The sequence below is a fragment of the Veillonella sp. ACP1 genome, assembly GCF_000286635.1.
Taxonomy (GTDB): Bacteria; Bacillota; Negativicutes; order Veillonellales; family Veillonellaceae; genus Veillonella; species Veillonella atypica.
The window spans coordinates 1-20662 of record NZ_ALKL01000018.1; the positions used below are offsets into that span (position 1 = coordinate 1).

General features: G+C 40.1%; 16 protein-coding genes and 1 riboswitch. Of the genes, 6 read left to right on the top strand and 10 right to left on the bottom strand.

The genetic code is table 11. The features are described 5' to 3' along the window. The 6 genes from HMPREF1151_RS06670 to HMPREF1151_RS06695 form a co-directional block, all read right to left on the bottom strand. A partial coding sequence (locus tag HMPREF1151_RS06670; protein ID WP_009661507.1) for an ABC transporter permease occupies positions 1-406 on the bottom strand: 406 nt, incomplete at its 3' end. Next, positions 406-1344: a nickel ABC transporter permease gene (gene nikB / locus HMPREF1151_RS06675; protein WP_009661547.1), complete on the bottom strand. Its 939-nt coding sequence runs from the start codon at positions 1342-1344 to the stop codon at positions 406-408. The genes nikB and HMPREF1151_RS06670, both read right to left, overlap by 1 nt. Before the next feature lie 158 nt (positions 1345-1502). Continuing rightward, positions 1503-1690: riboswitch (cobalamin riboswitch) on the bottom strand. 301 nt (positions 1691-1991) lie between these two features. Further along, complete coding sequence (gene potE, locus HMPREF1151_RS06680) at positions 1992-3323, bottom strand: putrescine-ornithine antiporter (protein ID WP_009661524.1); 1332 nt, start codon at positions 3321-3323, stop codon at positions 1992-1994. A gap of 520 nt (positions 3324-3843) precedes the next feature. After that, positions 3844-5271, bottom strand: coding sequence for an argininosuccinate lyase (gene argH / locus HMPREF1151_RS06685; protein ID WP_009661530.1), 1428 nt, complete (start codon positions 5269-5271; stop codon positions 3844-3846). After that, positions 5271-6482 carry an argininosuccinate synthase gene (locus HMPREF1151_RS06690; protein ID WP_009661511.1) on the bottom strand — a complete coding sequence of 404 codons (1212 nt, stop codon included), beginning with the start codon at positions 6480-6482 and terminating at the stop codon, positions 5271-5273. The genes argH and HMPREF1151_RS06690 overlap by 1 nt, the downstream gene beginning before the upstream one ends. Positions 6483-6742: 260 nt before the next feature. Beyond that, entirely contained in the window at positions 6743-7543 is an 801-nt protein-coding gene (locus HMPREF1151_RS06695; protein WP_009661534.1) for a transglycosylase domain-containing protein, read from the bottom strand. A gap of 202 nt (positions 7544-7745) precedes the next feature. Here HMPREF1151_RS06695 and HMPREF1151_RS06700 point away from each other — a divergent pair, with 202 nt between their 5' ends. Next, on the top strand, positions 7746-8024 hold the full coding sequence (locus HMPREF1151_RS06700; RefSeq protein WP_005377006.1) for a metal-sensing transcriptional repressor: 279 nt from the start codon (positions 7746-7748) through the stop codon (positions 8022-8024). 45 nt (positions 8025-8069) lie between these two features. Here the strand turns inward: HMPREF1151_RS06700 and HMPREF1151_RS06705 are convergent, their stop codons facing one another. Together HMPREF1151_RS06705 and ptsP are read right to left on the bottom strand one after the other, a co-directional pair. Next, entirely contained in the window at positions 8070-8330 is a 261-nt protein-coding gene (locus HMPREF1151_RS06705; protein WP_005377050.1) for an HPr family phosphocarrier protein, read from the bottom strand. A gap of 113 nt (positions 8331-8443) precedes the next feature. Further along, a complete protein-coding gene (ptsP, locus tag HMPREF1151_RS06710) occupies positions 8444-10171 on the bottom strand; it encodes a phosphoenolpyruvate--protein phosphotransferase (protein ID WP_009661540.1) in 1728 nt (575 codons plus the stop codon). A gap of 203 nt (positions 10172-10374) precedes the next feature. Here ptsP and dapF point away from each other — a divergent pair, with 203 nt between their 5' ends. The 4 genes from dapF to HMPREF1151_RS06730 are packed head-to-tail and all read left to right on the top strand — an operon-like array spanning position 10375 to position 15569. Further along, positions 10375-11208, top strand: coding sequence for a diaminopimelate epimerase (gene dapF, locus HMPREF1151_RS06715; protein WP_009661521.1), 834 nt, complete (start codon positions 10375-10377; stop codon positions 11206-11208). Positions 11209-11266: 58 nt separating this feature from the next. Further along, positions 11267-12604 (top strand): Na+/H+ antiporter NhaC family protein, encoded by a 1338-nt coding sequence (locus HMPREF1151_RS06720; RefSeq protein WP_038141470.1) that lies wholly within the window; start codon positions 11267-11269, stop codon positions 12602-12604. A gap of 36 nt (positions 12605-12640) precedes the next feature. Continuing rightward, positions 12641-13549, top strand: a complete 909-nt coding sequence (pfkB, locus tag HMPREF1151_RS06725; protein ID WP_009661526.1) for a 1-phosphofructokinase — start codon at positions 12641-12643, stop codon at positions 13547-13549. A 40-nt stretch (positions 13550-13589) separates the two neighbouring features. Then, entirely contained in the window at positions 13590-15569 is a 1980-nt protein-coding gene (locus HMPREF1151_RS06730) for a fructose-specific PTS transporter subunit EIIC (RefSeq protein WP_009661512.1), read from the top strand. Between the two features lie 126 nt (positions 15570-15695). On the opposite strand, the gene HMPREF1151_RS06735 is transcribed toward HMPREF1151_RS06730, so the two are convergent. Further along, positions 15696-16274 carry a hypothetical protein gene (locus HMPREF1151_RS06735; protein WP_009661535.1) on the bottom strand — a complete coding sequence of 193 codons (579 nt, stop codon included), beginning with the start codon at positions 16272-16274 and terminating at the stop codon, positions 15696-15698. An 8-nt stretch (positions 16275-16282) separates the two neighbouring features. After that, positions 16283-16867, bottom strand: a complete 585-nt coding sequence (locus HMPREF1151_RS06740) for a hypothetical protein (RefSeq protein ID WP_009661513.1) — start codon at positions 16865-16867, stop codon at positions 16283-16285. Positions 16868-17352: 485 nt separating this feature from the next. On the opposite strand from HMPREF1151_RS06740, the gene HMPREF1151_RS09840 reads away from it, so the two are divergent. Further along, positions 17353-20547 carry a subtype B tannase gene (locus tag HMPREF1151_RS09840; protein ID WP_009661536.1) on the top strand — a complete coding sequence of 1065 codons (3195 nt, stop codon included), beginning with the start codon at positions 17353-17355 and terminating at the stop codon, positions 20545-20547. The last annotated feature ends 115 nt before the right edge of the window (positions 20548-20662 follow it).

Sequence of the window (20662 nt, forward strand, 5' to 3'; positions counted from 1 at the left end):
TTACAATACTGCCCCCTAAGATACCGGCGATTGCAATGGCGAGTACTACACCTGGGAAGGATAACATAATATCCGCCAAGCGCATAAGAACCATTTCAACCTTGCCGCCAAAGTAACCTGCTACGGCACCGATAACTGTACCAATGCTTACCATAATCACTACAATGGATACACCCATGAACAAGGATAATTGAGTACCATAAATGATACGAGACAATACGTCACGGCCCAATTTATCGGTACCAAACCAATGTTGTGCGCTAGGGGCTTGTAATGCTTTTGTCATATCTGAGGAAAAAGCATCGCCCGGCGCAAGCCATGGTGCAAAAATAGCAATGAATACGATAATAAGCATCAATGCAGTGTAGAAAGAGAACAATTTATGTTTCTGAATAAATTCTTTCATTATGCTCTCTCCCTTTTCAATCTAGGGTCTAATAGAACATAGGATGCATCAACTAAAGCATTGATACACATATATGCAATAGCAACCCATAACACAAAACCTTCAATCAATGGATAGTCACGCATAGTGATGGCGTAAATGGCCATATTCCCAAGACCAGGCCAGGAGAATACCATTTCAACTACCGCTACACCACCTAATAACCAACCGATTAGAACACCTAAAATTGTGATCAACGGCAATATGGCATTAGGTAGAATGTGACCGAATAAAATCTTCATTTCGCTCACGCCACGCGCACGGGCACCGATGACGTAATCCTTTTGCATCTCTTCAAGAATAACGAGTCGAACCTGACGCATGTATTTAGAGCCAACGACAACCGCTAATGTAACAGCTGGTAAAATAACACCTGTCGCCGTTATACGAGACGAAGCAATTGGAACTAAACCAAGCTTTAAGCCAAAAATATAGATTAATACAAGGCCTAACCAGAATGTCGGCATAGATACGCCTATGAAGGAAAGGCTTCTCAGTACATAGTCTATCCATTTATTCCGATTATACGCACTCAGTATACCTGCCGGTAATGCATAGAGAATCGTAAATACCAATGCAGTTCCAGCTAATGCGATCGTACCAGGTAATGCTTCTAGCATGCGATCTACTACCGGTTTTTTAGCAGAGTAACTCATTCCTAAGTCACCTTGTGCTGCATTGACTACCCAGTTTGCATACTGTACGATAAACGGCTTATCCAACCCCAATTGTGCTCGAGTTTCATCAATCGTCTCTTGAGACACGATAGTATCCGCCGTTTCCAATAGCATGGTAACTGGGTCCCCTGGCGCTAAATAGGTGAGACAAAATGTCAAAAATGTGATGCCAAACAAGGTAACAATAAACTGTCCTAATTGCTTGGCAAAGCGTTTGCCCATAGGCACCTCCTATACCCTTTTCAAATAAAAACACATAATAGTGAATAAACATAGAAAGTAAACATGTAATATGATGCCGTGTAATAAAATCTACGAAATAACTATAAAAAAAGATTAGCCCACCTGACTAACCTAAAGAAAAACACCATGCTGTGGCACGATGCCCCGCAAGATTGAGCAGGCTTTCTGACTTTTGACTCATCACAATATTTCAGCCTTCCCAGTTTCCCAGTGACCCTAATACGAAATATCGCTCCTCATTACAGCTATTTTCATAGTATAGGATTTACACCCATTTTCCTCTTTTACGCTCGGTAGAACCGACACTCAGTTTATTCACTTTTATCAATTATAAATATACTATATTTATAATTCTCTAACAATACATATACCCCCTAATGTATATCCTGCAATTAATTATAATTATTCACAAAAATAACTTTCATTATTATTTGTTTGTATTAATTTATACATTATATTCTATTTCTTGAAACAAATGCTACATTTTCTTTGCTTTTCTGTATATAACTGTATATTTTTACTATTTATAGTCTGATTTAATTTACATATAAAACATTTTGCTATACATATAACCAAAAGAGGCTATTACCGAAGTAACAGCCTCTATAAGACGAGAGAATATTCAATTAATCGATACTTTGTTGGAATCGTTGTGCACGATACGCCATCCAACCTTTGCGTATCATGTAAATGCAAATACCAATAGTTACTGCAATAGCACTACCTAGCATGGCATCAACGCCACATGCATATACTGCGTATACACAGTATAGTACACCAGCGCCAGCAACAATATAGAATCGTTCAATACGACGTTTTTCTAATCCAGACATATGCATCATAGTCGGTACTGCAATAATGCAGAGAATATAAGGCAATACATTCGTTACAACCGCAAGGTTTACCAATGTTTCAAATTGATCGCGTAGAGAATCATTAGCTGTAAACATTGTAATAATGGTTTCGATAGCTAATAAGATGAATACGCCACGCACAGGTGCATCCTTACTGTTTACACGAGCAAATACCTTAGGGAAATAACCTGCTTCTGCTGCATTTTTAAATACGCGAGACAATGTAAATTGCCAGCAAAGTAAAGCACCACAGCAAGAGATAATCATGAGCGCCATAATAACATTTGCAATCGTGTCATTGAACATGTAAGCAAATGTGAGACCAAATGGTGCATTAGAATTTAGTAATTCTGTGTTAGGCACGATACCGGCCATAACGTTTGTGGACAAGATGTAAATCACCGCCACTGCTAATGTACCTGCAAATGTTGCAATTGGCACGTTTTTCTTTGGATTTTCTACAGCATCTGCATTTGCTGCTGCCGATTCAAACCCTAGGAAGCCCCACAATGTTAAAGCAATAGATTGTTTAATTGCTTCAAAGAACGGCAAGTCGTTTGGATTCCATGCCGCCAAATACGTATCTGGGCTAAACCAGAACCAGCCAATTGTACCAATCAGTAATACTGGCACAATACAGCCCCAAATAGTAATATTGCTGAGCCGACCTGTAAAACGATTTCCTCTAAAGTTCAAAATCGCTGCAAACCATAACAAGACGATTGTTACTTGACTTGTTTGCGTTGCATTTAGATCAACACCAAAGAATTCTGAGCCATAGCCAACTGCGGAAACTGCAATCGCTATATTAGCAATGATGAGAGATATGCTGTAAGCATAGCTCGCCATAAAATGTCCAGTCTTACCGAAGCGGTGTTCTGCATAACCGCCCATGCCTCCTTTAATTTGGGAGAACATACCCGCTTGAGCAAAAATATACGCTAGTAAAAGCGCACCCACAGCTGTCACGAGCCAAGATAACACTGAAATAGTACCAACTTGAGCCAAATTGGTTGGTAACATAATGATCCCAGCTCCTAGCATATTGGCTGCTACCATTGTGGTTAGCTGGAATACAGACATTTTTTTAGCGGTGGTTTTCATGTATCAATCCCCTTTCGTAAGGTGAATTTTTTCTCGTCCATAATTCACTTAAATCTATTTAAACCGCTAAGTACGTTCAGTTCCTGCTGTAATGGGCGGGAATGTGAAAGTACCGTTTTTATTTGTTTTTCGAATTAATAATAACACCATAGGTGGTAAATGAAAAGTACTTTATTAGTGGACACCGCATATTACACGAATTGAATAAAAATATAGTAATTATATATTATTTTTGATTAGAAACGGTATGATGAATGTGAGAGTATTATTTTCTTTCAGTTTAATCAATTAAATATATGAAAAATCACTATCTATTCAAGTTATAGTGTCGTAGTACAAGACCATTATCCACTGCACGTCCACTCAATATAGACAAAAAAATACGTAAAATTTGTAGATTTCAGCTCTATAAAAATGTAGATGTATGGCCTTTAAAAACATAGACAAAAATTGGCCCCACCAAATGGTGGAGCCAATAGTATAAACTATGAAACCATCTACGATGCTAAGGGTAGAATCCTTACTCTTGTATAAAGTTTACGATGGATTTCCAGCTATCGATTTGTGCTTCTTCGTTAGCAATGATTTGTTTACCATTATTGCGTTGTCTTTCTACACATTCTGGAGCTGTACCAGAATAGTTGTTACGACCTGCTACGCAAGCCTCAATAGAAATAGCATCTAGAATATCCGCATCAAAATATGGAGAAATCGCTTTGAAATCCTCAACGGATAAGTCGAGTAACACACAACCTTTTTCAATGCAATGATGTACAGCATTACCTACGATTTCGTGCGCTTCACGGAATGGAACGCCTTTTTTCGCAAGATAATCTGCCATATCTGTGGCATTTGAGAAGTCATCATCGAGGACAGCTTTCATATGCGCCCCATTGACCTTCATACCGCGAATCATCGCCGCATTAATGGACAATGCAAAGTGTACTGTATCAATGGCATCAAAAATACCCTCTTTATCCTCTTGCATATCCTTATTATATGTAAGTGGCAAACCTTTCAACGTTGTCAAAAGGCCTAACAAATGACCATAGGTACGACCTGTTTTACCACGTACGAGTTCGCATACGTCAGGATTTTTCTTTTGTGGCATGATGCTAGAGCCTGTGCAATGCGCATCATCAAGTTCAATGAAATTAAATTCATTGGAGGACCACAAAATGAGTTCTTCACTGAGGCGACTCAAATGCATCATCACGAGGGATGCAAAGGATAAGAATTCCACAACATAGTCGCGGTCAGATACGGCATCCATACTGTTTTCGTAAATACGAGAGAATCCCAATAATTCTTGCGTATAAGTTTGATCAATACCATAGGTAGATCCCGCTAAAGCACCTGCACCTAGTGGCATGATATCTGCATGTTTAAATACCATTAATAGACGATCAAAGTCACGTTCTAACATGGAGAAATACGCCATCATATGATGACCGAAGAGTACAGGTTGCGCCCGTTGTAAATGGGTATAACCAGGCATGATAACATCACTGTATTTTTCAGCTGTTTCGATGAGCGCTTTTTGCATATCGACGATGAGCTCGCCCATTTCGATAACTGCTTTACGCACATACATGTGCAAATCAACAGCACATTGGTCATTACGGCTACGGCCCGTATGTAGACGACCACCTGCTTCACCGATATCATCAGTTAAACGCTTTTCAATATTCATATGAATATCTTCAAGAGCAACGGAAAACGGAAATTCTCCTTTATCGATTTGGCCCTTGATTTTAGTCAAGCCCGCTACGATAGCATCACAGTCCTCTTGAGAGATAATATTTTGTTTTGCAAGCATAGTTGCATGGGCTTTACTGCCCGCAATATCTTCGGCGTACATTCTAGCGTCAAAAGCGATAGAGGATGTAAAATCCTCTACCGCTTTATCTGTGCCTTTTGTGAAACGCCCGCCCCACAATTTAGCCATTATTTACCTGCCTTTTCTTTCATTAAAGCATTAATTTTGAGAGGTAATCCGAACAAGTTGATGAAACCTGCTGCATCAGCTTGGTTGTATACATCGTCTTCTTCGAATGTTACGAAATCTTCACTGTACAAGGAATATGGTGAAGTTGCACCAGCGGAGATAATATTGCCTTTGTACAATTTAAGTTTTACATCACCGGTTACAGTTTTTTGAGTTTCATCAACGAATGCTTGTAATGCGTTCATCAATGGTGCGAACCACATGCCATCATATACGAGTTCAGCATATTTGTTAGCAATGAGTTCTTTGTAGTGGTATGTTGCTCTGTCGAGGCAAAGGTATTCAAGTTCTCTGTGAGCATACATGATGATAGATCCACCTGGGTTTTCATAAACGCCACGAGATTTCATACCAACCAATCTATTTTCAACGATATCTACAACGCCTACGCCATAGTGTGCGCCGATTTCGTTGAGTTTTTCCAATAATTGTAGAGGAGTGCCTTCTTGACCATCAACGGCTACAGGTACGCCTTCTTTGAAAGTAACAGTTACATAACCAGCTTCATCAGGAGCTTGTTCAGGTGTATGTGTTACTAAATATACATCATCTTTAGGAGCATTTGCTGGATTTTCAAGATCGCCGCCTTCATGGGACAAATGCCATACGTTTTGGTCCATGGAGTATGGATGTGATTTAGTTGCTACAACTGGAATGTCGTGTTTAGCAGCATATTCCATGCAATCTGTTCTAGATTTCAAATCCCATTCTCTCCAAGGAGCGATGATTTTCATGTTAGGTGCTAATGCTTTAATAGCCAATTCAAAACGAACTTGGTCATTACCTTTACCAGTCGCACCGTGAGCGATGGCATCAGCGCCTTCTTTTTTAGCGATATCTACAAGAATTTTGCCAATCAAAGGTCTAGCAAAGGATGTACCTAATAGATATTTACCTTCGTAAACAGCACCTGCTTTTACAGTTGGCCATACATAATCTTTTACGAAATCTTCTTTAGCATCAACGATGTACGCTTTAGATGCACCGGATTTGATTGCTTTTTTCTCAACTGCATCATAATCCTCAGGTTGGCCTAAGTCTACGCATACAGCGATAACTTCAGCGCCATAGTTTTCTTTTAACCAAGGAATGATAACGGATGTGTCTAAACCACCAGAATATGCGAGTACTACTTTATTTGCTTTACCCATGATAACACCTCATAAACTAAATTATACTAGGTATGATTCATACCATTTATTATTATACTACGAATTCATTATGAATTCTTCATGTCTTATCGACTACAGGTGTTAGTATATCACTGCATATTTATAAATGCAAGCAGAAATTTTATTCAATTATATAATATACTTCGTTTACGAACGATATATGTAAATAAAAACAATCATGATGCGAGTACGTATAGCACCATGATTGTTTTCTATGTAGTGTCATATTAAAGGATATATTATTCTATACCAAGATCTTGCTTATATGCATAATCTGCCTCAGCTTGAGATATCATGCCTTGATCTACCATTTGCGCAAGAACTAATTTTTGCCGAGCTTTTGCTCCTTTGTAGTTTTCATAAGGATCCAAATAGGATGGTGCATTTGGTAAAGCGGCCAGCATGGCACATTGGCCTAAGGTCAACCGACTAGGACTGGTACCAAAGTACCCTTCGGCAGCCTCTTTTATACCATAATAATTATGTCCATAATAGACCGTATTCAAATACATGGTTAAAATTTCATCTTTACTATAGTAATGTTCCATCTCTACCGCTAGAATAGCTTCCTCCGCTTTGCGCGACATCGTCCGTTTCGACGACAGAAATAGATTTTTTACCAATTGTTGTGTAATGGTACTACCACCCTCAACGGTTTCACCAGCAACGCTATTAACATAAAAAGCACGCGTCACACCGAGTACATCGATAGCACCATGTTTATAATAGCGCTTATCTTCAATGGCCACTAGAGCCCGTTTCGCATTATCAGGGATGCTTTCAGATTTTACCCATTTATCTTTTGGCACGCGTTGTTGTAGTGCACTTTCAACCTTTTCACGGAAGGTAAATACACGATACACACGGTCCCAACGACTTAGGGTGTCTTCATTTTCTTCTATGGTCTGTTCTACAGTTGTATGAGCCTTACTGACACGATTGCTACCCTGATAGCTTTGATACGTATCATACGCATATATAGCCCCTAGCACGATACAAATGATAAGAACTAATCGGCGCACTATTCGAAATATAAACATAGATTCACCTATATCTGCCTTACAGCAGACTTTTAAGTATACAAACTTTCACAAACGACATCCCTATAATACAACTCATATATATTGATTGTATTGTATCATAAGTTATCTATTTTTAGCATACCTCTATGTATTGTATTTGTTAACCATATTGTCGTATAATAGATAAGATGATGAAGCATGCCCAAATTGGAGGAGTATTATGAAACAGTGTATGGATTCAGACAATCTACATCGTCGATTGCGTAAAATTTTAGGTCAAGTGCAAGCTATTGATCGAATGATTGAAGAAGACATTCCTTGTGAAGATGTACTAGCCCAAATCAATGCAGCCAAATCCGCGTTGCATAAGGTTGGCCAAGTGGTCCTCGAAGGACATATCAACCATTGTGTACGCGATGGTATACAACATGGTGATGTAGATAAAACAATTAATGACTTTACAGTTGCTGTAGAGCGTTTCGCCAATATGGGAAAATGAAAAGAGGCAATATCCTAATGATTAGGGTATTGCCTCTTTTGTGTATTAATCGTGGTTAGTTGTTAAGAACTCGCTAAGTGCTGCTAATGCATCATCTTCGTCTGCACCATCAGCAGTTAATACTACGGATGTACCTTTTGTTGCACCTAATGTCAACACAGTCAAAATGGATTTAGCATCTGCTGTTTTACCATTGGCTGCGATTGTCAATTTGGACGCGAATTTTGCAGCCAATTGTGTAAATGCAGTCGCTGGACGAGCATGTAAACCAGATTCGTTTGTAATTTCTACTGTTACTTCTTTCATGAGTTACCTCTTTCTACGGAGCGCACAAAACGCCTAATATCTTTGCTATTAATATAGGTATTGTATCAGTTTACCCCTATTAAATTCAAGTTTGTTTTTATGAAAGCTATGGCCTATGCCAAACCTTTTTCAGCAAGCAATGATTTTGCATAAGCTGTAATTTCTTCCGCTGTATCCATCGTTAATGCTTTTTGAGCAAATTCTTCACATTCTGCCTTTGTAACAGAGCGCAAAATATTTTTAATCAATGGAATGGATGATGCCGTCATAGAGAATTCATCAAGTCCTAAGCCCAATAAAATCATAGTTGCTACTGGATCACCAGCTAACTCACCGCACATACCAGTGAATTTACCTTGTTCGTGACTCGCATCAATCACATGTTTAATGAGACGCAATACGCCAGGATGCAATGGTTGATATAAATTGCCGATAGCCTCATTCATACGGTCTACCGCCAACGTATATTGGCAAAGGTCATTAGTACCAATGCTAAAGAAATCTACATATTTAGCCAAAATTGGAGAAATTACGGCAGCCGCAGGAACCTCAATCATGATACCTACTTTAATATCTTTATTGAAAGCCACACCTTCAGCCATTAATTCTTCCTTGCATTCGTCGAGCATAGCGTTTGCCGCTTTAACCTCTTCTACAGATGCAATCATAGGATACATGATGTGAATATCACCAAATGCACTAGCCCGAAGGAGTGCACGTAATTGAACCTTAAAAATATCAGGTCGATTCAAGGAGATACGAATGGCACGATACCCGAGGAATGGATTCATTTCTTCTGGTAAATCTAGACATTTTAATTCCTTGTCACCACCGATATCCATGGTGCGAATGATGACAGGTTGGCCCTTCATGCTCTCTGCTACTTGTTTATATTGTTCAAACTGTACATCTTCTGTAGGCAGTTCATCGTTTTCCATGTAAAGGAATTCGGTGCGATATAGGCCAATACCTTGAGCGCCCATGGTCAACGCATGGTCTGCATCTTTGGATTTACCAATATTACCGAATAAATCAACATGATGGCCGTCCTTTGTAACGGCTTCTAAATTGGCAGAGTCCTTCAATCGTTTCAATTCGTCTTGGAAATCTGCTGCTTCTTTTGTATAACGTTCCCATTCTTCATCGGATGGTTCTGTAATGACTTCACCATCAGTGCCCAGTACAACAGCACGCACATCGTCCGTAAAGCTTTCAATATCACCAACGCCCATAACGGCAGGAATTTCTAAGGTACGTGCCATGATAGCCGCATGAGATGTAGGACCACCGGCAGCTGTGACGATACCTTTTACAACATTTTTATCTAGTGAAGCCGTATCAGATGGAGCTAAATCGTGAGCCACGATGATAACCTCACCGGAAATATGAGATAAACCGCGTGGGTTCATACCGAGCATGTTCCGCATCAAACGATCGCCAATATCTTTAATATCCGCACCACGTTCACGCATATATGGGTCGTCCATACCGATAAAAATAGCCGCAAAGGTTTCTATCGTTTGCGCCGTAGCAGCTACGACGTTCATCTTTGAATTTTCTACAAGGGACTTAATACCATCAGACAAGGATGGATCTTGTGCAATTTGCATATGAGCTTCAAAAATAGCAGCCTCATCAGCCCCCATATCAACCAATGCTTTTTGACGAATCGTATCTAATTGTTTAAGGGTAGCGGCCATAGCGCTAGCAAACTTACCAATTTCAGCCTCTACTTGGTCATCGGCTACCTCATAATCAGGTATAACGATTTCTTCTTGTATATATTTGTACACATTGCCAACAGCAACGCCTCGAGATCCAGAAATCCCTTGAATTCGCATATGTGCTCCTCTTTCTATACTGATAAACTACATTACATTATATTTTAACATTTTTACATTGAACAATAAAGAGAGACCCTATTCTGTGTTATAATGTTATATTATATATAGTTAACCGTAGACTTTCACGAGTATCATAGTGAAAGTCTACTCTATTGTAAGGAATAGTCGCATGTATAGTGCGACCTCGAATAGGAGTATGTATGAAATTAACAAAAATGCATGGCCTCGGCAATGATTTTATCCTCTTTTCTGACCCACAAGGGGCCAATAAGGATTATACAGACCTCGCCATCCGCCTCTGCGACCGTCGCACAGGCATCGGCGCCGATGGTCTTGTAATCGTTGTACCATCTAATACATGCGATGTTCGCATGCGTATCATCAACTCAGACGGCAGCGAAGCAGAAATGTGTGGTAATGGCATTCGTTGCTTTGCCAAATATGCCTATGAACATGGTGAAATTACAAAAGATACTTTCACCATCGAAACATTAGCAGGCGTCATGAAACCAACATTGACCATCGAAAACGGCATTGTTACACAAGTGACAGTAGACATGGGTAAACCGTTCTTTAATAGTAAAGACATTCCTATGAATGTAACCATGGATAAGGTCATCGATGTAGACCTCGATGTAAATGGGGAAACAGTAACGGTAAGTTCCGTTCTTCTCGGTGTACCTCACACAGAAGTTTTTGTGGACGACATCACGAAAGCACCTGTTACAACACAAGGACCAATTCTTGAAAAGCACGATGCATTCCCATCTAATACAAATGTAAACTATATCGAGGTTGTAAATGACCATCATATTAAGGTCCGCACTTGGGAACGCGGTGCTGGCGCCACGCTTGCATGTGGCACAGGTTCTTGCGCATCTGCGATCATGTCCCACGAAAAAGGCCTTACAGGTCGCGAAGTCGATGTAGAATTATATCTTGGCACATTACACATCAGTTATTTGGAGGATGGCACGGTTCTTATGACGGGCCCTGCTGAGGAAGTATTCGAAACAGAACTTCCTATCGAATAATATGAAGTGGTTACAATTACTATTACAGGCATACCTAAAATACAAACAAGGGCGCACCATGATGCCAAATAATATAGGACTATTGATCTCATTAGTCGTGTCTATCATCATTATTCTGGCCTCTGTCATGTTGAGTGTCACCATCGGCTACGCATTAATCCTCGTATGGTTGTGCTTCGCTTATGCTCTATATCGCCAAGGCTATAGTCCCAAAGATTTACTCCACATGTCCTGGACGAGTGCCAAAACCTCGATTGTGGTCATGCAAATCTTTTTGCTCATCGGTTGGTTGATAGCCATGTGGCAAGCATCAGGGATTATTCCCATGATTATTGCGTCTGGTATCGAATTAATCAATCCAAATCTTTTCATAATCTGCGCATTTTTAATTACATCCTGCGTGAGTATGTTACTGGGTACATCGCTAGGAACAGTGGGCACCATCGGTATTGTACTAATTACAATTGCCAAAGCTGGTAATCTACCCATTGATATTGTAGCAGGTGCCATTATGGCAGGCGCCTATGTAGGTGATAGAAACTCCCCTTTATCCTCTAGCGCCTCTCTCGTAGCAGCGCTAACGCATACAAAAGTAAATAGCAATATACCGATTATGTTGAAAGATAGCATACCAGCGCTCATCATCAGCTGTATATTGTATCTACTCTTATCCCTATTGTTTCCACTAGACTACACTAACAGTTATCTACCGGATACGATCTATTTCGTCTTCAATATCCATTGGACATTATGGATACCAGTTCTTATCGTTATTGGTTTGTTACCAACAAAGCTTTCTATACGTTGGCCAATTGGTATTAGTGCACTGGCAGCAGCCATCCTCGCAATTATCCATCAAAATTATACCGTAATGGATATATTGCAATTTACCTTAGTTGGTTTTCATCTACCTGATTATAATCCACTAGCGGATATTATCCACGGTGGAGGCTTGCAAACGATGTGGGTACCAACCCTATCTATATTCATGGCTTGTTCCATTTCTGGTATGCTCGAAGGCGTTGGATTTTGGAATGATATTCGCAACCTTTTACAACACGTATCAGGTCGCGCCAAACTCTTTGCGTCGAATGTACTAATTGCATTTATTACAGGTGCTCTAGGTTGTAGTCAAGCAATTGCGGTAATCATGACGCATTCGATTATGCGTACCACCTATGCAAAGGAACGCATTCATGATGAAGATGTTATGCTAGACTTTGAAAATAGCGGCATCCTAATTGCGGCCTTACAGCCATGGAATATTGCGGCACTCGTACCTGTCATTATGATGGATGTTTCGCCTGCTGGTTACGTACCCTTTGCGTTCTTCTTATACTTAGTACCACTCATCTACTGGTATCGCTTGCGACGCAAGGAACAACATATCCATTAATACATTCTATTTTATACGAAATATAGAGGAAAACTTATGATTTATACGATTACTTTCAATCCTGCATTGGATTATATCGTTCGCTTAGACCACTTAACACCTGGTATTATCAATCGTACGGAACAAGAATATGTGCTGGGCGGTGGCAAGGGCATCAATGTGTCAATCGTACTCAATAACCTAGGCATGGATACAACGGCACTCGGTTTTATCGCTGGTTTTACAGGTGACGAAATTGTACGTCAGCTCAATGAATTTGGCGTTCGTGAAAGCTTTATCCGTCTTAGAGAGGGTTTAACCCGCATCAATGTTAAAGTAAAAGCATCCGATGAAGAAACGGAAATCAATGGTCGTGGTCCTATCATAGCCGATGATGAACTACAAGCCTTATACGCCCAACTTGATGCATTAACAGAGCAAGATACATTGATCTTAGCAGGCAGCATTCCGTCTAGCCTCCCAAGTGATATGTACGAAATCATTATGAAGCGCTTAGCTAATAAACATATTCGTATCGTCGTAGACGCAACTAAGGATCTATTAACTCGTGTATTGCCATACAAACCATTTTTAATCAAACCAAACAATCACGAATTAAGCGAAATCTTCGGACGTACATTGTCTACAAAAGATGATCTAGTCACTGCAGCTAAAAAATTACAGTCCCAAGGTGCACAACATGTGCTCATCTCCATGGCTGGAGACGGTGCTATCTTGGTATCCGCTGATGGTACAGTCTATACAAGTCCTGCACCTAAAGGAACACTTATTAACTCCGTTGGTGCCGGCGATTCTATGGTAGCTGGTTTCATGACTGGATACCTCAACACCCAAGATTTACAACAAGCCCTCTATTGGGGTATTGCTACAGGCTCTGCTTCAGCCTTTTCGGAGAATCTAGCTACCAAGGACGAGGTCATCGCCTTGCTTAACACCATTCGTTAATTTTATTATTCATTATATATGTACAGTAAGGAGTACACACATGAAAATTACTGATTTATTAAAGCCCCAATCAATCCTGCTGAATGCATCACCAACTAACAAAGCGGATGCCATTTACACTCTAGGTGATTTAATGGATAAAGGTGGCAACCTATCTGACAAGGCAGAATACTTAGAAGCTGTATTCGCTCGTGAAGAATCCGGTTCTACTGGCCTTGGCGACGGTATCGCCACACCACATGCTAAATCAGCAGGTGTAAAGGAAGCTGGCCTTGCTGCTATGGTCGTTCCTAACGGTGTTGATTTCGAGGCCCTCGATGGACAACCATCTCGCCTATTCTTCATGATTGCAGCACCAGAAGGCGCTGCAGACACTCATGTAGAGGTATTGAGCAAATTAGCAACTATGGTAATTGATCTGGACTTCAAAAACGCTCTCATCCAAGCTGCTACAGTTGAACGTTTCTTAGAACTTATCACTGCCAAAGAAGAAGGCAACTTTGATCCATCTGTAGAAGGCTATATTAAGACGGAAGATGAAAAAGCACCAAGCATTACCGATGCTATCGAAGCAAAAGCGACAGAAGCTATCGAAAAGGTAGTTCCTAAGGTATCTGTAGATAATCCACATTACGAAGTATTAGCTGTTACAGGCTGTCCTACTGGCATTGCTCATACATACATGGCTGCAGAATCTTTAGAACGTAAAGCTAAGGAAATGGGCATTTCTTTAAAAGTAGAAAAAAATGGTGCTTCTGGCATTAAAGATGCACTTACTGCTGAAGAAATCGAGCATGCTAAATGCATTATCGTTGCTTCTGACCGTCAAGTTGAAATGGCCCGTTTTGATGGCAAACCTATGATTCAAACTAAGGTTGCAAACGGCATTAATAAAGCAGAAGAATTATTGCGTGAAGCTATGTCTGGTACAGCACCGGTATACCATGCCTCTCAATCTGACAAAGATAGTGCTGAATCTGCTATCGATGCAAAAGATAGCTTTGGCCGACAAATCTACAAGCATTTGATGAATGGCGTATCTCACATGTTGCCATTCGTTATCGGCGGTGGCATTCTAATCGCTCTAGCATTCCTATTTGATACATTCGATCCAGCTAATGCTAAAAACTTTGGTTCTGGTACACCATTATCCGCATTTCTAATGAAAATCGGCGGTGCTTCCTTCGGATTTATGTTACCTGTTCTAGCTGGTTACATCGCTATGAGTATTGCAGACCGTCCAGGTCTTGTAGCCGGTTTCGTTGGTGGCTTGTTAGCAAACCAAGGTGGTTCCGGTTTCCTCGGTGCCTTGATTGCAGGCTTTGCAGCAGGTTACTTAGTACTGTTAGTTAAGAAACTCGTATCCGGATTACCTCAAGCGTTAGAGGGTACAAAACCAGTGCTCTTCTATCCTGTACTAGGCGTATTATTTATCGGTATCTCGATTACCTTTATCATCAATCCGCCAGTATCTGCTTTGAACGAATGGCTTATGAATTCCTTGCAAACAATGGGTACTACAAGCCGCGTATTATTAGGCCTTGTCTTCGGTGCTATGATGTCTGTTGATATGGGTGGTCCTGTAAACAAAGCAGCCTATGTTATCGGTACTGGTGCTCTTGCAACTGGTGAATATGGTATTATGGCAGCTGTTATGGCTGGTGGTATGGTTCCTCCATTGGCGATTGCCCTTTGTACAACATTCTTCCCTAGCCGCTTTACAGAAGCAGAACGTAAATCTGGTATTACAAATTACATCATGGGGCTTTCCTTCATCACAGAAGGTGCTATCCCATTTGCCGCAGCTGATCCTATCCGCGTATTGCCTTCTTGCATCATCGGCGCTGGTACAGCTGGTGCATTATCCATGTTCTTTGAATGTACATTACGTGCACCTCACGGTGGTATCTTCGTAGTACCAACAATCGGCAACCCACTTCTTTACCTTGCATCCATTGCAATCGGTTCCGTTGTGGCTTGCATTATCTTAGCTATCGTAAAACCAAAACTCAAAAAATAATATCACAATTGGTCTATTTAGTTTAATCATTATAAATGACTGACCAATAACTAATATATGCAAAACACCCTATGTCACAATACCGACATAGGGTGTTTGTATTTCTAACTTATATCTTCGCTCTACTTATCGGATTACATCATCATAAAATGTACCATATACCATTTTAAATATGCGATTAGCAACATGATAGCTTTCAAAATCAAAGTCCGTAGGTGTTAAGAATGTAACATTCTCATAGCCTTTAAGAGCTGGTTGTGTTGGTTTACTTTCACCATTGAGAGTGTAATCCTGTTGATTTAATACCATCCCTACAATACCAGATTCCATCATTTTTATATTCCATATTTCATGTAAAGAAAAATCTGGTAGCCTTGTTTTTAGCTCTGGTGCCTTAGCTACCATATTAGCAAAGGAAAGGTTTAAGTCATAGTCATAACGAACCTTATATTCCCTAATTAAATCAGATGAAGGCAATACAACATATATCTTAGCCTCTATATTTTTTGTATGCGCATCTGTAGAATTATCTCGGATAGTACTTAATTCAATATATTTACCATCTCCACCACCTGTATCACCTTTAGATATAATTCGTGCAAAACGACTAGTATCTTGCAACTCAGTATTAGACACAGCCTTCACAGGATTTAAAGAAGCACACAAAACACATACCAGCGCCACAAGAAATACAAAATGTTTCATAAGGCACCTCATTTCACTACAATGTCATCAAAATGCTGCTGATACGCTACAGCAAACATAGCGTCTGCTACAGCAAATAAGTCTTCATCAAACCGTCCACGATCTAATGGACGTAATTGATGTTCTAAAGGAATTTTACTAATAACCTCTGTACCGTCTACATTATATCGTTTTACCTCTTGTAACTCGACTTGTATCCCTGATTCATCCTGTGCAGCCTTAATCACGGCGTACATAGATGGTGATGGTTTTACAAGATTCATAGCTTGTATTAAGGACCCTAATGAGTAATTCGTATCGTACGTAGCAGTTAATTCATATTCTGTAATAGATGTACTTCGAGGAGTTTCATAAACAGCATAAAAAGTACCTTTTAATTTATAGTGCGGTGCTGCGTATTCTAGAGACTCTACAGAATATGTATTTAAATAACTTATTAGCTTATTTTGTATAGAACCGCCTTCATAAGGATACGATTTTTGATACACATTTTTAAACTGCGATGAACTATTTAATTCATTAATTGAAATAGCTTGAATTTGCATGGTAAAAGCAGCCATCACCATACATGCTAATAAGAATTTTCTAAACATGTTCTCTCCTTTAAAAACAAAACTCGATTAAATTACCCAAAGCATACCATATTTTATTGAGAAATGTATACATAAGTCTAATATTCTCTCGACTTCAAATTGTCAGCATTAATACCTGTATTACCATCAATTATTATAGTAGTATTACCTTCTGCTACAGTTTTTTTCTTACCGCTATTTTTACAAATTTAGAAATAACTACATAACCAGTCTTAACCTTATTCCAAATTACTTGATATACTTTATCTTCTCAACATCTAGATGATTTAGTTTCTCTTCTGTTCTCTAATCAGCTATTATGCCTCTATAACATATGATTTTAAATTTAATTCTAAATTTCTAATTTCCTGTAATGCCATTTTCACTTGATATAGCCTATATTTTTGGAAATTGTACAATAAGCCATATTTATGATAAACTATATAAATATAAATAATTTTTAAAATTATAAATTATTATTTGAAATCTAGTTCGGAGAATAATTCATGAAATCATCTAAGAAACGTCAAGTGACTGCTGCGTTTTTTGCAGCAGCAGCATTGGGTGGCGTTGCTCACGCAGCTCAGGTCCTTAACATGAATGATTTAGTAGGATCTAAAACTACTTCTGAATCAACGACAGAAACTATTAATAATGTAGCGACTCCAGTCGTGCGACCAATGGATACTCAACCTACGGCACCAACTACACAGCCAACAGTGATTACTCCTCAACCAGCAGTTGCACAAAATGTACAAATACAACAAAGTGGTACAGTACAATCAGCTCCAAAAGTAACGCCTATGGTCCCTCGTGTGCGCCCAGTACCAGTTCCAGATACAGCTAAAGCTTTAGAAGAACAATATAGAGCTGTGTCGCAACCACAATATGTTGTTAATAAACAAACGAATACTATGATGGAACCAACATTGGCAATGCATAGTTTAATCAATGTACAACGTAAAACTGAACCGGTTACCATTCAAAAACAAGTAGATGGCAAGCAGCAAATGCAAACAACGCAAGTACAACGTACACCGATCATTGTGCAAGAACAATCTACTACACCATTAGTAGTTGCCAATACAACCACGACTAAATCAGTTATTGCAAAACGGACATTAACAATTCGTGATATTCAACGTGCTGAACGTGAGCGTTTAGCTAAATTAGCGGAAGAACAAGCTGCACAACAAGAAGCAATGCAACAACAAAGCAGTGAACAAGCGCAAGCAGTGCGCCAAATGGCAGCTGAACGAGCTGCCGAAGCACAGCGCCAAGCCGCATTATTAGCGCAACAACAAGAAGCACAGCGCCAAGCTGAGTTATTAGCTCAGCAACAAGAAGCTCAACGTCAAGCTGCTATCAAAGCGGAACAAGAGCGTATTGCAGCTCAACAAGCTGAGGCTCAACGTCAAGCGGCCATCAAAGCGGAACAAGAGCGCATCGCCTCTCAACAAGCTGAGGCTCAACGCCAAGCGGCTATCAAAGCGGAACAAGAGCGCATCGCTGCTCAACAAGCTGAGGCTCAACGCCAAGCGGCTATCAAAGCGGAACAAGAGCGCATCGCTGCAGAGCAGGCTGAAGCACAACGCCAAGCGGCTATCAAAGCGGAACAAGAACGTATCGCTGCTCAGCAAGCTGAGGCTCAACGCCAAGCCGCTATCAAAGCGGAACAAGAGCGCATCGCTGCAGAGCAGGCTGAAGCACAACGTCAAGCAGCTATCAAAGCGGAACAAGAACGTATCGCTGCAGAACAAGCTGAGGCGGATGCAGAAAAAGCTCGTTTAGAAGCAGCTGAGGCGAAAGCAGCAGCAGAAGCGGCTGCAAAAGCACAAGCTGAAGCTCAACGCCAAGCAGCAATTAAAGCGGAACAAGAGCGTATTGCAGCAGAGCAAGCTAAAGCAGAGCAAGAAGCAAAAGCTAAGGCTCAAGCGGAAGTTGAGGCTCAACGTCAAGCAGCTATTAAGGCTGAACAAGAACGTATTGCCGCAGAGCAAGCAAAAGCAGCACAAGAGGCAAAGATTAAAGCAGAACAAGAAGCTAAGACTAAAGCCGAGGCGGAGGCTAAGGCTCAGGCCGAAGCAAAAGCTCGAGCGGAAGCAGAAGCAAAACAAGCTCAAGAGTCTAAATTGCCTGAATCGTATGTTAATGAACGTAATCAAGCTTCTACCAAAGGTTCTACTACAATAGGTGAAAAAAATATACTTTCACAGCCAATTGATCCACCATTACAAGCTGACACATCTGCAAAGATCACCCTCACCTTTGACATCAATAATTACGAGTCAATGACGGGAACGGTGGATAATAAAGAGATTAAATATCGCGCATTTGAATATATCCCATATGTATCAAATCCTATCGATATTGATCAGCAGTACATAAACATTTACATACCTGAAGAGTATTTCAATAATGGCACTGTAAATGGTTATAATACACAAACAGCACCAATCTTTATGCCAAATAATGTTGGCGGTTATATGCCAAGCCAACCTATGGCACCAAAGGTAGAAAATAATAAACCAAATAGTGCTCTCTATGCATTGTCTAGAGGTTATGTTGTTGCATCCCCTGCTACACGTGGCCGTACAAATAAAGCTTCTGATGGTAACTTCATCGGCAAAGCACCTGCAGTCATTGTAGACTTACAAGCGGCTACAGCTTATTTACACGCTAATGATGCGACTATGCCAGGTAACGCAAAACGTATTATTACGAATGGCACTAGTGCAGGCGGTGCCGTTTCCTTATTACAAGGTGCAACAGGTAATACATCTGATTACCAACCATATCTACAGGCTCTCGGCGCTGCTACTGCATCTACCGATGTATATGCATCCTCTGCTTACGCACCGATTACAAACCTAGATGCTGCAGATATGGCTTACGAATGGAGCTATAACGGCATTACATCATTTAATAAAGTGACTATGGGACAAGGTGAATTGCCTCAAGCGAATGTAGGCGGTGCACCAACGCCAATGCAACGTAGTGTACAACGTGTGAACTTAACGAATGATGATGTGGCATACTCAGATTTGCTTAAGAGCCACTTCCCTGACTATGTAAACAACTTACAATTACGTGATAGAACTGGCGTTATTTTAAAACTCGATAAGAAAGGTAATGGCACATTCAAGCAATATGTAAAATCTTTCATCATCGATGCCGCTAATAAAGCTAAATCTAATGGCACTGATTTGTCTCGCTATTCTTTCTTAATATTAGATAAGAATACAGATCTGGTGAAAGACATTGATTGGGACGCTTATAATAGCTTTACTAGTCGTTCTAAGGCACCAGGTGCATTTGACTCTAGATCTAATGATTCTGGTGAAAACAGCCTATTCGGTACAAGCACTAGCGATACTAATCACTTCACGATTACAGCGGCACTACATGATACAACGCCTAATAATGATGTATATGTAGAAAATGCTAAAATTGTTACTATGATGAACCCTATGAACTATCTTGGTTCTCCTAGTGCAACAAATGCTAAATATTATCGAATTCGCTATGGTACAGCAGATAGCAATACATCTGTTGCCATCCCATTAATCGTAGGCACTCGTGCACAAAATCTCGGATATAGTGTAGACATGGCTACACCATTTGGTGTGGATCACGCTGGCGATTACGATTTACAAGATTTATTCAACTGGATGGATTCTATTGTAAAAAACGGTAGATAATCTATCTCGATTATAAACTTATCCCATAACGTAACAAGTCTGTAATAGCCTCCATACATGATGCTATTACAGACTTGTTTGTTATTTTTATCTTATATCGACAACAAAGGCGTCC

Bases quoted from the DNA above. Each gene is read 5' to 3' on its own strand.
- nikB (WP_009661547.1), bottom strand. From the start codon at position 1,344: ATGGGCAAACGCTTTGCCAAGCAATTAGGACAGTTTATTGTTACCTTG.
- potE (WP_009661524.1), bottom strand. From the start codon at position 3,323: ATGAAAACCACCGCTAAAAAAATGTCTGTATTCCAGCTAACCACAATG.
- argH (WP_009661530.1), bottom strand. From the start codon at position 5,271: ATGGCTAAATTGTGGGGCGGGCGTTTCACAAAAGGCACAGATAAAGCG.
- HMPREF1151_RS06690 (WP_009661511.1), bottom strand. From the start codon at position 6,482: ATGGGTAAAGCAAATAAAGTAGTACTCGCATATTCTGGTGGTTTAGAC.
- HMPREF1151_RS06695 (WP_009661534.1), bottom strand. From the start codon at position 7,543: ATGTTTATATTTCGAATAGTGCGCCGATTAGTTCTTATCATTTGTATC.
- HMPREF1151_RS06700 (WP_005377006.1), top strand. From the start codon at position 7,746: ATGAAACAGTGTATGGATTCAGACAATCTACATCGTCGATTGCGTAAA.
- HMPREF1151_RS06705 (WP_005377050.1), bottom strand. From the start codon at position 8,330: ATGAAAGAAGTAACAGTAGAAATTACAAACGAATCTGGTTTACATGCT.
- ptsP (WP_009661540.1), bottom strand. From the start codon at position 10,171: ATGCGAATTCAAGGGATTTCTGGATCTCGAGGCGTTGCTGTTGGCAAT.
- dapF (WP_009661521.1), top strand. From the start codon at position 10,375: ATGAAATTAACAAAAATGCATGGCCTCGGCAATGATTTTATCCTCTTT.
- HMPREF1151_RS06720 (WP_038141470.1), top strand. From the start codon at position 11,267: ATGATGCCAAATAATATAGGACTATTGATCTCATTAGTCGTGTCTATC.
- pfkB (WP_009661526.1), top strand. From the start codon at position 12,641: ATGATTTATACGATTACTTTCAATCCTGCATTGGATTATATCGTTCGC.
- HMPREF1151_RS06730 (WP_009661512.1), top strand. From the start codon at position 13,590: ATGAAAATTACTGATTTATTAAAGCCCCAATCAATCCTGCTGAATGCA.
- HMPREF1151_RS06735 (WP_009661535.1), bottom strand. From the start codon at position 16,274: ATGAAACATTTTGTATTTCTTGTGGCGCTGGTATGTGTTTTGTGTGCT.
- HMPREF1151_RS06740 (WP_009661513.1), bottom strand. From the start codon at position 16,867: ATGTTTAGAAAATTCTTATTAGCATGTATGGTGATGGCTGCTTTTACC.
- HMPREF1151_RS09840 (WP_009661536.1), top strand. From the start codon at position 17,353: ATGAAATCATCTAAGAAACGTCAAGTGACTGCTGCGTTTTTTGCAGCA.